This is a genomic window from Prosthecobacter sp. (genome assembly GCF_044236155.1).
Classification (GTDB): domain Bacteria; phylum Verrucomicrobiota; class Verrucomicrobiia; order Verrucomicrobiales; family Verrucomicrobiaceae; genus Prosthecobacter.
The window spans coordinates 138374-149050 of sequence record NZ_JBIIHA010000005.1; the positions used below are offsets into that span (position 1 = coordinate 138374).

The window sequence follows — 10677 nt, forward strand, 5'->3', positions numbered from 1 at the left end:
CCACATGTCTTCCACGCTCAACGAATCCGACCTCGCCCGCCTCGGCATCGAGACGCCCATCGCGCGCATTGACCGTGCCTTGAAGCAGCTCTGGGAAAACGACGAGGCGAAGACCCGCGCCTCGCTCATCAACCTCGCAATCTACACTGAGGACAGCGCCTTCCTCGCCGTGGACAACGACCTGCTCGACCACGTCGCCGCCGAGCATGCCTGCCGTGCGCTGCTCATCCTCGCGCTGCCGCAGGCGCGGCCGCCACGTGCCCGCGCATGGATCCAGGCGCTCTGCCGCCCGTATCAGGGCAAGCAGGCCGTGTGTAGCGAGCAGATCAGCTTTGTGCTGGAGGGGGGCGACGCCGCGCAGGTGCAAAACATCGTCTTCGCCCAGCTCGACTCCGACCTCCCGCTTGTTGTCTGGTGGCAGGCCGACCTCACACAGAACTTCGAGGAGCGCTTCTACTCCCGCATCGACACCCTCATCATCGACTCCAGCCGCTGGAGCGATCCCGCGCGGCAGTTCGACGCGCTTCTCGCCGCCATGCGCGCCGAGAATGCCGATTTCGACGTGCGCGACCTCGCCTGGACGCGCTCGCACTTCATGCGCACCGCGCTCGCCAGTTGCTTCCAGGACGCCGCCGCGCTGCAAAACCTCGCGAGGCTCAAAACCATCCGCATCACTCATCTCAAAGGCCAACGCACCACCGCGCTGCTGCTGGCCGTCTGGATCAACCAGCGGCTCAAAACCACGTTGGAGCTCGAACTGATCGAAAAAGACAGCGGTCCTGCCCTCCAGAGTCTCGTGCTCGAAGGTGAAGGCGTTCGTGGCGAGGTGCGCCGCGACTGCGACTCATCCTTCATCCATGTCTGCACCTCCTGCGGTCAACACGAGCACAAGGACCTCCTCCCCGCCGATGTGGACAGCGACGCCGAGCTCGTCAGCGAGCAGCTCTCCCGCTTCCACGGCAGCACGCTCTACTCCACCATGCTTCCGCTCGTGCGTGCCATGCTGTAACGCTCATTCGTCATTCTGGTTTCCTCATTCACCACATGCTCCCCTGGCTCCATCTCGCCCGCATCTCCAACCTGCCTACGGTCTGGACCAACGTCACCGCCGCATGGCTGCTCGCCGGTGGCGCGCTGAATGACACGCGTCTCGCCTGGCTCATCCTCGCCGGATCGCTGCTCTACACGGGTGGAATGATCATGAATGACGCGGCGGATGCGAAGTTCGACATGGAGCATCGAAAAGAGCGGCCCATTCCGGCCGGGCAGGTGAGTGTGAAGTCCGCCTGGATCGTCTCGGCGGTCATGCTCCTTGCTGGTTCGACGCTCGCGGTTGTTTTTGGTGCCAATCCACGCGTCACCGCATTGCTCGTCTCTGCCATCGTCATCTACGACCTCTATCACAAGCAGTGGGCCGGCTCCGTCATCATAATGGGGGCCTGCCGAGTGTTCTTGTACTTGATGGCGGCCGGCGCGGCACTGGAGCCCGCGCTGCCAGCCGCGCTCGCGCTCGGTTGTTATGTTGTCGGCATCACCATGGCTGCGCGTCTGGAGCACAAGAACGGTTCCTTGCCTCCGGCCGCGTCGCTTCTTGCCCTCGCGCTGCTGTACACGCCGGGAATCGTCTTCGCGCTGCGGTTTGCCTCCGCGGGAGGTTCTCCCATGCAGCTTCTCCTGCTTGCGGCTTTTGCCATTCTCATCGCCCTTGCCACGCAGACCTTGCGGAAAGGCGGCCCCGCCATCGGCCAGGCCGTCGGCATGCTCCTTGCCGGCATCGTGGTTGTCGATGCGCTCGCCGTTTCCTCCGTCTCCGTCACGATAGCGCTCGGATTCGTCGCCCTCGCCCCCCTTCTGCGCGTCTGGCAGCGCTGGATCGCCGCGACGTGAGCCGCTAGAAAATGGCTTCGTGGCCCGTTTGGGCTTTCCCCGTTGACCAAAACCCCGGACAGCGGCACAGAACCCGCCCCTCTTTCCGCCCCGTCAATGCTGGAGAAAACCATCAGGCTCGAACACACGCACCGCATTCTTTTCACGCGGGAGGTTTTCGCGGCCAGGAACAACACCATCCGTGATCTCGTCACGCTCGACCACCCGCACAAGCTGCCGCGTGTGCTTGTGTTCGTCGATGAGGCTGTCGCCAATGCCAACCGCGACCTGCTCGACGACATCGTGGCTTATGGCGAGGCGCATGCCGAGGCATTCACGCTCGCCGATTCCCCCATTGTCATTCCCGGCGGCGAACCGTGCAAAAACGACCTCCGCCTCGTCGAATGCTGCTGGGATGCCATCAATGACGCCGCTCTCGATCGTCACAGCTACGTTTTCGTCATCGGTGGTGGCGCGGTGCTTGATCTCGTCTGCTTCGCTGCCTCCACCGCGCATCGCGGCATCCGTCACGTGCGTTTTCCCACCACCACGCTGTCGCAGGGGGATGGTGGTGTCGGTGTGAAGAACGGCGTGAACTACTTCGGCAAAAAAAACTGGATTGGCAGCTTCTCCGTGCCGTTTGCCGTGGTGAACGACTTCGCCTTCCTCGAATCGCTGCCGAAACGCGAGCGCCGCAACGGCATCATCGAAGCCATCAAGGTCTCCCTCATCCGCGACGGTGCCTTTTTCGAGCAAATCGAAGCCATGGCTGACGATCTCGCCGCACTGAAGCAGGAAGCGCTTGAAAAAGTGGTCCAGCGCAGCGCCGAGCTTCACGTCGAGCACATCGCCACCGGCGGCGATCCGTTTGAGCTTGGCTCCGCCCGCCCGCTCGACTTTGGACACTGGGCTGCGCACAAGCTGGAGCAGATTTCCAAATTCTCCGTCAGCCACGGCGAGGCTGTGGCCATCGGTATGGCAGTCGATCTCGTTTATTCCCGCATGCAGGGCATCCTCGATGCCGAAACCTGCGAGCGCGTGATCCAGCTCATCGAACGCATCGGCTTCGCCACCTATTCCGCGCACTTGATGGACAACGGCCGCAGCGGCGAACCCGCCATCCTTGAAGGTATTGAGGAATTCCGCGAGCACCTCGGCGGCGAACTCACCGTCACGCTCGTGCCACAGATCGGCACGAAGCTCGAAGTGCACGAAATGAATCGCGTAAAGATCCTCAATGCACTGGTCGAGCTGAAGCAGCGTGGCAAAGCCAGCGCTTGACGGTTTCGCCTCTGTCGCGTTCACTTGCCGGGTTCATGAAGCCAGCGCGCGCCATCCGCCTTGTCATCGGCCTCTTCGCATTTCTTGCGGTCGGCTGGGCGCAGGCCGTTGGCATCCATCGCGGCTACATGTGCGAGTGCGATTGCTGCGGTGAGATGAAGCTCACCCAGATGGATCACTGTCACGGCCCGCATTCCGCCGCCGGTTATCAAAGCGAGGATCATTCGACCCCGCATCAGCACGATGACGATGATGGCGACACTCATCATCATGCTGCTGTCGCCGACCCGCTGCTCGCCATGCAGCATGATGCCTCTACTGCGTTCATGGCGCCTCCGCTGTTGGTTGGCAGCGTGGACGCATTTGTTTTTGACAGTCTCCCCGTCCTGCGTGCGAAAACATTGACGGAGGATCCGCTGCGACGATGTCGAACCGCGGAAGAATGGCCGCGCAGACTTGCGCAGGTCATCGCGTTGAGGATTTGAGGCATTTGGCAGCCGGACACGATTTCCGGCCCTGTTGGCGCGTCCGCGTTCATCGCGTGGCTGCCATCCCGATGTCCTCATTCTCAGCTCGTTGTTCCCATGTCTCGTTTGTTGTTTTTCCTCCTGATGCCATCCCTGGGCATTGCCGCCGAGTTTTCGCTGCCAGCCATCGCCACCCGTGTCCGCGTGCATCATCCCATGCTCAAAGCTGCGCGGCTTACGATTGAAGAAGCTCGAGGCCGCCAACTGGGGGCCGGCAGGCTCGCGAATCCGACGCTTGAGTCCAATTTCCAAAACGAAAGCCGCGTCAGCCCGCGCACGCTTGTCTTCGGCATCGATCAGTCGTTTCCGTTGACGAAACGGCTGAGTCTGGAAAAACAGCTCACCTCCCAGCTCGTCACCGCCGCAGAGCTGGAGGTTCGCGACGTGGAGCGGCGCTTTATCGCCGAAGCCCGTGCTCACGCGGTCAAAATCCTCGCGCTCGAAAAACAACGCGCCCTCCGGCAGCAGCAGACCGATCTCGCGCACAAGCTCTCCTCGTTTGCCAAGAGCCGTGCCGAGAAGGGTGAACTCTCTCCACTGGACGCCTCGCAGGCGCAGGTCGATGCGCAGCGCCTTCTGCTCGAAGGCCGTCGTCTTGAGTCCGAGCTCGTCAGCTTGTTAGGAATGCTGAAACCGATGCTCGGCCTCGCGCCAGGCGAATCCTGTGTCATCAGCGGAGATCTGCCCGCGCTGGTGATGCCTGGCATTTCTCCATGGCAGCAACGCGCCGATTACCAGATGGCCCGGACCAAAACACAAGCCGCGCAGACCGACGCCGCTCTCGCAAAATCCAAACGCGTGCAGGATGTGAGCGCCGGATTTTTCAGCGCCCAGGAAATGCAAGACCAGGCGAATGGCCAGCGCGAGCGCACGGGCTACGTCGGCTTTCGTATCTCCATCCCGCTGCCTTTCTGGAATCGCAACGAGGGCGAGATCGCCGAAAAAAGCGCCACCGCCGAACGCCACCGTCTCGAAGCCGAGGCATTGGGCAAACAAATCGCCAGCGAGGCCGACACCGCTCGCCGCGAGATGCAGGCCAATGCTGATCTCTCGCGCGAAACTCGCCATAAGCTCCTGCCTCTGGTGCTCGAGCAAACGCAGAAGCTCGAAAAAGCCTACGAAGACGGCCAGGTCGATCTCCTGAGCGTGCTACGAGCCCGGGAGCAACGTCTCCAACTTGAATCCGCCGCGCTTGATGCCGAGCGCGACTTTCACCTCGCCCGCATCCGCTACGAAGCCGCCACCGGAGCCTATCTGCCATGAATGCCGTCAACTTTTTCAAACCGAGTGTTCAGTGCTCAGTGCCCAGTGCTCAGTCATTCTTCAAACTGAGCACTGAGCACTATTTACTGAGCATTTTGGCCACTTTGCTCCTTGGCTCGCTCACACTCGTGGCGGCTTCAAAGCCCGACATCATCCTCGACGATGTGGCCGTGGCGCACATGAACCTCGAATTCGCCGAGGCGGAGGAGACGGCGTTTGAGGAGACCATCTTCTCGCTGGGTCACATCGAGGTGTTGCCAGGGAAAAAGGCCGTCGTCAGCAGCCGCATTCCGGGTCGTGCGTTCTCCGTGCTCGTCATTCCGCATCAGGAGGTCGATGCGGGCGCGGAGGTCGCTTGGATCGAAAGCCGCCAGCCGGGCGATCCGCCGCCCGTGATCAAATTGGAGGCTCCCATCGCCGGTGTCGTGTCGAAGGTCAGCATCGCGCAGGGGCAGCCGGTGTCGCCAGATGACGCCTTGATCGAAATCTACGATCTGAGCACCGTCGAGGCCGTCGCCCATGTGCCGCAGCATCTCGCGGGCAAATTGAAGCTCGGTCAAAAAGCCCACATCCGCCTCCACGCGATGCCGGAGAAGGTTTTTGAGGCCAAACTCGCGCAAATCGCGGTCGAGGCGGATGAAACGACGGGCGTCATCGAGGCTGCGTTTCACGTCGCCAATCCCGAGAAGCTGCTTCGCCCGGGCATGAAGGCTGAGTTCAGCATCGTCGTGAGCCAGCGTGAAAGCGTGATGTCCATCCCGCGCAGCGCCGTGCAGGGCGATCCCGCGCAGCGCTTCGTCTATGTGAAGGACTTCGAGCTCAAAAACGCCTTCGTGAAAGCTCCCGTTGTGCTCGGCGCTCAAAACGATCGCTATGTCGAGGTCGTCAGCGGTTTGCTGCCCGGCGACGAAGTCGTCACGCGCGGTGCTTACGCGCTCGCCTTCGCAGGCAAAGGCAGTGTGAGCCTCAAAGAAGCCCTCGATGCTGCCCACGGCCACGCCCACAACGAAGACGGCACCGAGATGACCAAAGAGCAAGCTGCGCACGCCGATCACGATCACGACCATGAAGCGGCTCATACCGAGTGGAACACACACACGATCTTCTTCGCCAGCACCAGCGGTCTGCTGCTGGTGCTCTTGATGCTCACAGGCTTCAAACGCCGGGAGGTAGGCGTATGACGCGACAGCAAAGTAGTCATCTCGCTCCGCGAGATGAACTCAACGCTCACGATGAGCCTCATCGTGAACGCCTTCCGTTTCACCCGCCCTTTGCTCCTCTCGACGGAGCGAGAGGGCTACTTTGCTTCGCCCCATGCTGAATTCCCTCATCCGCTTCTCGCTGCATCACCGGGCGCTCGTATTGATGATCGCGCTCGTCGTGATGCTGTTTGGCGCACAGACGCTCACGGAACTGCCCGTCGAGGTGCTGCCGGACATGACGAAGCCGACGGTGACGATCCTCACCGAGGCGCCCGGCCTCGCGCCGGAGGAGGTGGAGACGCTCGTGACGCAGCCGTTGGAAAATGCGGTGCAGGGCGTCGGAGGGCTCGACAGGCTGCGCTCGAACTCCGATGTGGGCCTTTCGCTCGTGTTTGCGGAGTTTGGCTGGGGCACGGACATCTACCGCGCACGCCAGCTCGTGCAGGAGCGCATGCAGGCCGTGAAACTGCCGGAGAACGCGAAATCAGGCATGACACCCGTGTCATCGCTGATGGGCGAAATCTTGCTGGTGGGCTTGAAGAGCACGAATGGCCAAATGACGCCGCCAGAGCTGCGCACGCTCGCGGATTGGACGATCCGGCGGCGTCTGCAAAGCCTCAGCGGCGTGGCGGAGGTGCTCACGATCGGCGGCGGCGTGCGGCAGATTCAGGTGCAGCCCGATCCGAACCGGCTCGCGGCGCATGCGACGAGTTTTGAGGAGATCGAAGCCGCGGTGGCGCTTGCATCTGGCAATGCGACGAGCGGTTACCTGCAAGCTGGGCCGCGTGAGATCATGGTGCGCAATCTTGGCATGACGACGCGGCTGGAAGACATCGCGCAGACCGTCATCAAGACCGTGGGAGATCGTCCTGTGCTCATCAGCGACGTGGCGGAGGTGAAGCATGGCATCCAGCCGATGCGCGGCGATGCGAGCGTGAACGGCACACCCGGTGTGATCCTCAGCATCGACAAAGCGCCCGGTTTTGACACGCTGAAGCTCACGCAGCAGGTCGAGGCCGCGCTGGAGGAACTCAAACCGACGCTGCCGGCCGGCGTCACGGCTGAAATCCTATTCCGGCAGGGCGATTTCATCGAGCATGCCATCCACAACCTTCAAGAAGCCATCCGCGATGGCGCGATCATGGTCGCGATCATCCTGTTTCTCTTCCTGCTGAACGTGCGCACCACTTTCATCACCTTGATGGCAATGCCGTTGTCCTTCGCGGTGACGATTTTGACCTTCAAAGCCTTCGGCGTGAGTGTGAACTCGATGACGCTCGGCGGCCTCGCTGTGGCCATCGGCATGGTCGTGGATGATGCGATCGTCGATGTGGAGAACGTGTGGCGACGTTTGAGAGAAAATCCGTCCAAGATCCGGCTCGACATCATCGCGACGGCATCCAGCGAGGTGCGGAACTCGATCCTGTATGCCACAGCGCTCGTCATTTTGGTCTTCTTGCCCCTGTTTGGCCTCGAAGGCATCGAAGGACGGCTTTTCACACCGATTGCCATCGCGACGATCACGAGCATGGCGGCGTCATTTGTGGTCTCGTTGACGGTGATTCCGGTTTTGTGCTCCTTATTGCTCAAAAGTGGCGGAAAGGCTCATGGCGACGGTTTTGTGATCAAAGCGATGAAATGGCTCGTGGAGCGGACTTTCCTCAAAATGGCCCTCGGAGCTCCAGCGGTCGTTTTGGCGCTCGTGGGCATGCTTTTGATTGCATCGCTGATGCTCTATCCGCGGATGGGGCAGGAGTTTTTGCCCGCATTCAATGAAGGCAGTGCCACGATTTCGCTCGCGAGTGCTCCTGGGACCTCGCTGGACCAGACGAATGAAATCGGCGAAGCGGCGGTGCGAGTGCTACAAAGCATCCAAGGCGTCAAAAGCGTCGGCCGACGTGCAGGAAGGGCCGAGCGCGACGATCACGTGATGCCGGTGAGCGTGAATGAGTTCGACGTGGAGTTTCACGAAGGCGGAAGGCCGCGTGACGAGGTGTTTGCGGAGATCCGCGCGAGGCTCGGCAAGATGCCCGGCACGTTCTTGAACATCGGCCAGCCCATCGGCCATCGCTTGAGCCACATGCTCAGCGGAGTGTCGGCGAAGATCGCGGTGAAGGTCTTTGGGCCGGATTTGGCAGTGCTGCGTGAAAAGGGCGAGCAGATCCGCGACATCGCGAAGACGATCCCGGGGCTCACGGATGTCATTTTGGAGGCGCAGGTGCCGATTCCGCAGATCAAGATCGAAGTGAATCGCGAGCGCGCCGTCGCATACGGTGTGCAGCCTGGATCACTCAACGAACAAGTCTCCGCCCTCATCGGTGGAAAAGTGCTCGCAGAGTTGCGCGAAGGGCAGCGCACGCTCGATCTGGTGCTGCGGCTGCCGGAGACGTGGCGCGATTCGCCGGAAAAGATCGGCGAATTGCTCATCGAGACCGACCAAGGCCGCCGCATCCCGCTGCGGCTCGTCGCTGACATCCGCGAAAGCCTGGGGCCGAATGTCATCAACCGCGAAAACACGCAGCGGCGCATCGTCATCAGCGCGAACACGAGCGAGCGCGACCTGGAGGGCGTCGTGCGGCGTTGGGAAGCTGCGGTGAAGGAGCAGGTGAAGTTCCCCGAGGGCTACTTCCCGCGTTTCGAGGGTGAATTCCAGGCTCAGCAGGCCGCGGCGAAGCGCATCGCGTTCTACTTCGCGCTCGTGCTCGTCGCATTGACTGTTTTGCTCTTCAGCTACTTCCGCAGCCTGTCGCTCGCCTTGCAAGTGATGCTGAACATCCCGCTGGCGCTCATGGGGGGGCTCGCGCTGACATGGTGGCTCGTGGGAAACATCAGCATCGCCACCATTGTCGGCTTCATCGCCGTCGGCGGCGTGGCCGCGCGGAATGGCATCATGATGATCAGCCATTACCTGCATCTGATGCAGCACGAGGGCGAGGGCTTCACGCGTGCGATGATCGTGCGCGGCACGCTGGAGCGATTGGTGCCCGTTTTGATGACCGCGCTGAGTGCCGGCATCGCCCTGATCCCGCTGCTGCTCGCCGCGAACGAGCCCGGCAAAGAAATCCTTCATCCCGTGGCCGTCGTGATCGCCGGCGGCCTCGTCAGCAGCACGCTGCTCGATCTGATGGTCACTCCCGCAGTCTTTTTCCTCTTCGGCAAACAACCAACCCAAACCACAGCATGAAAACCAAACTCATCCTCCTCGTCACCCTGATCACCAGCCTCGCCTTCGCTCATGAAGGCGTCGAACTCGGCCCGAACGGCGGCCGCATCCTCGAATTCAGCGACAACGAAACCATGCACGGCGAGGTCACCGTCAATGGCGGCCAGTTTCACATCGCCGTGCTCGACAAGGACATGAAACCCGTAGCCGTGAACCAACAAAGCCTCACTGCCATGACCGGCGACCGCGCCAAGCCCGCGAAACTCGAGGTCACGAAGGACGCGAAGGGTTTCGTCATTCCTGTTGTGAAGCCCGGCGAGTGGCTCGTGCTGCGCTACAAAGAAACCGCCGACGCCAAGGCCATCACCGCCCGCTTTGAATACAACACCGCCACCTGCGAGGAGTGCAAAAACGCGGAGTGGCTCTGCAAGTGCAAGCCTGAGGCGGAGAAGAAATGAGGAGCGAGGCCATCATTTTCATTTCACCACCACCGCATGTCCCACCGCGTCCTCGTAAACGCGGTGCAGGAGAAAGGTCTGCTGAGCAGCAAGCTTCTGGCCGAACTGGGCCAGAATATAGAGTCCAAGGGCCAGCGCGATCATCGTGGCGAAGACGCCCAGGCCCCAGGCCGTCTCGCCGATGAACCACTGGCATGCGCCGAAGATGCCGGAAAAAATGCCCGCCGTCCCGACAAGGAGATAGGCGTAAAGATAGGCGGACCAGACGCTGGTGTTCGGTCCGTAGGTGCCTTCGACGCGTGTCTGGCCGGGAGCGTCGCTTTCCAAGCTCAGATTCAACTGCGGCGACCAGTAATGCTGGGCCCTTTCCGGTATGCGCAGCGTGAGGTAGCCGGGAAAGCACTTCACCTCGCAGAGGTCACCGTCATCGAGTGCCTGCCTTACGATCTTGTCCCTCATGTCCTCCATGGAGAGGTCCAGCGTGTGTGAAAAGCGTGGTCTGAGGCGGAAACTGCTCATGGTATGATCAAAACGTCGCGGAGCGGGTGTCCTGTCCTGCGGGAGAAGTGGTTTTAAGTTCCAGCCGCAAAAAAAGACACAGCCCGGATGCCATTTTCTGCCGGTGAAGTGCTTCAGCGCGGCCATGCCCTGCTGCACACGCACCTTGCCGCCGCGGGCTCGAACTGCTTTTTGTTCTTCTGGGCTTTGAGGCTCGGACCCGGATTCTGGAGGACATGGATGCCCATTTCGGGGATGAGCTTATCGGCGGTGCTTTCGATTCATTCCTTCAATTGAACCGCGCCAGGATCGAGCGAAGGGGCGAGTTCCATTGCCACGAGTTCATGTTTCTCGGCCACATCACCAACCTCGAGCGCACCTGACATCGAAGGTGCAAGCCCCAAAATACGCGGCATCTT

At 61.3% G+C, this 10677-nt stretch carries 10 protein-coding genes; 8 read left to right on the forward strand and 2 right to left on the reverse strand.

Features of this window, described 5'->3' with window-relative positions; all coding sequences use genetic code 11:
* The first annotated feature begins 4 nt into the window (after positions 1 to 4).
* The 3 genes from ACILSE_RS06580 to ACILSE_RS06590 all read left to right on the forward strand — a co-directional run bounded on the left by ACILSE_RS06580 (position 5) and on the right by ACILSE_RS06590 (position 3147).
* The gene (locus ACILSE_RS06580) at positions 5 to 1009 is read left to right on the forward strand and encodes a glucose-6-phosphate dehydrogenase assembly protein OpcA (protein WP_395716572.1); all 1005 of its coding nucleotides are present in this window, start codon (positions 5 to 7) and stop codon (positions 1007 to 1009) included.
* Between the two features lie 35 nt (positions 1010 to 1044).
* Positions 1045 to 1887: a UbiA family prenyltransferase gene (locus ACILSE_RS06585; RefSeq protein ID WP_395716573.1), complete on the forward strand. Its 843-nt coding sequence runs from the start codon at positions 1045 to 1047 to the stop codon at positions 1885 to 1887.
* A 96-nt stretch (positions 1888 to 1983) separates the two neighbouring features.
* Entirely contained in the window at positions 1984 to 3147 is a 1164-nt protein-coding gene (locus tag ACILSE_RS06590; RefSeq protein WP_395716574.1) for a 3-dehydroquinate synthase, read from the forward strand.
* A gap of 20 nt (positions 3148 to 3167) precedes the next feature.
* Here ACILSE_RS06590 and ACILSE_RS06595 read toward each other — a convergent pair whose 3' ends face one another.
* Positions 3168 to 3455 (reverse strand): hypothetical protein, encoded by a 288-nt coding sequence (locus ACILSE_RS06595; protein ID WP_395716575.1) that lies wholly within the window; start codon positions 3453 to 3455, stop codon positions 3168 to 3170.
* A 276-nt stretch (positions 3456 to 3731) separates the two neighbouring features.
* Here ACILSE_RS06595 and ACILSE_RS06600 point away from each other — a divergent pair, with 276 nt between their 5' ends.
* The 4 genes from ACILSE_RS06600 to ACILSE_RS06615 all read left to right on the forward strand — a co-directional run bounded on the left by ACILSE_RS06600 (position 3732) and on the right by ACILSE_RS06615 (position 9760).
* Complete coding sequence (locus ACILSE_RS06600; RefSeq protein WP_395716576.1) at positions 3732 to 4937, forward strand: TolC family protein; 1206 nt, start codon at positions 3732 to 3734, stop codon at positions 4935 to 4937.
* A gap of 95 nt (positions 4938 to 5032) precedes the next feature.
* Positions 5033 to 6118 (forward strand): efflux RND transporter periplasmic adaptor subunit, encoded by a 1086-nt coding sequence (locus tag ACILSE_RS06605; protein WP_395716577.1) that lies wholly within the window; start codon positions 5033 to 5035, stop codon positions 6116 to 6118.
* Positions 6119 to 6251: 133 nt separating this feature from the next.
* A complete protein-coding gene (locus tag ACILSE_RS06610) occupies positions 6252 to 9323 on the forward strand; it encodes an efflux RND transporter permease subunit (protein WP_395716578.1) in 3072 nt (1023 codons plus the stop codon).
* Positions 9320 to 9760 (forward strand): hypothetical protein, encoded by a 441-nt coding sequence (locus tag ACILSE_RS06615; protein ID WP_395716579.1) that lies wholly within the window; start codon positions 9320 to 9322, stop codon positions 9758 to 9760. Before ACILSE_RS06610 ends, ACILSE_RS06615 begins: the two co-directional genes overlap by 4 nt.
* 18 nt (positions 9761 to 9778) lie before the next feature.
* Here the strand turns inward: ACILSE_RS06615 and ACILSE_RS06620 are convergent, their stop codons facing one another.
* The gene (locus ACILSE_RS06620) at positions 9779 to 10279 is read right to left on the reverse strand and encodes a hypothetical protein (RefSeq protein WP_395716580.1); all 501 of its coding nucleotides are present in this window, start codon (positions 10277 to 10279) and stop codon (positions 9779 to 9781) included.
* Between the two features lie 215 nt (positions 10280 to 10494).
* Between ACILSE_RS06620 and ACILSE_RS06625 the strand changes: the two genes are divergently transcribed.
* Positions 10495 to 10641, forward strand: coding sequence for a hypothetical protein (locus ACILSE_RS06625; protein ID WP_395716581.1), 147 nt, complete (start codon positions 10495 to 10497; stop codon positions 10639 to 10641).
* Positions 10642 to 10677 lie beyond the last annotated feature (36 nt).

Bases quoted from the DNA above. Each gene is read 5' to 3' on its own strand.
- ACILSE_RS06580 (WP_395716572.1), top strand. From the start codon at position 5: ATGTCTTCCACGCTCAACGAATCCGACCTCGCCCGCCTCGGCATCGAG.
- ACILSE_RS06585 (WP_395716573.1), top strand. From the start codon at position 1,045: ATGCTCCCCTGGCTCCATCTCGCCCGCATCTCCAACCTGCCTACGGTC.
- ACILSE_RS06590 (WP_395716574.1), top strand. From the start codon at position 1,984: ATGCTGGAGAAAACCATCAGGCTCGAACACACGCACCGCATTCTTTTC.
- ACILSE_RS06595 (WP_395716575.1), bottom strand. From the start codon at position 3,455: ATGCTGCATGGCGAGCAGCGGGTCGGCGACAGCAGCATGATGATGAGT.
- ACILSE_RS06600 (WP_395716576.1), top strand. From the start codon at position 3,732: ATGTCTCGTTTGTTGTTTTTCCTCCTGATGCCATCCCTGGGCATTGCC.
- ACILSE_RS06610 (WP_395716578.1), top strand. From the start codon at position 6,252: ATGCTGAATTCCCTCATCCGCTTCTCGCTGCATCACCGGGCGCTCGTA.
- ACILSE_RS06615 (WP_395716579.1), top strand. From the start codon at position 9,320: ATGAAAACCAAACTCATCCTCCTCGTCACCCTGATCACCAGCCTCGCC.
- ACILSE_RS06620 (WP_395716580.1), bottom strand. From the start codon at position 10,279: ATGAGCAGTTTCCGCCTCAGACCACGCTTTTCACACACGCTGGACCTC.
- ACILSE_RS06625 (WP_395716581.1), top strand. From the start codon at position 10,495: ATGGATGCCCATTTCGGGGATGAGCTTATCGGCGGTGCTTTCGATTCA.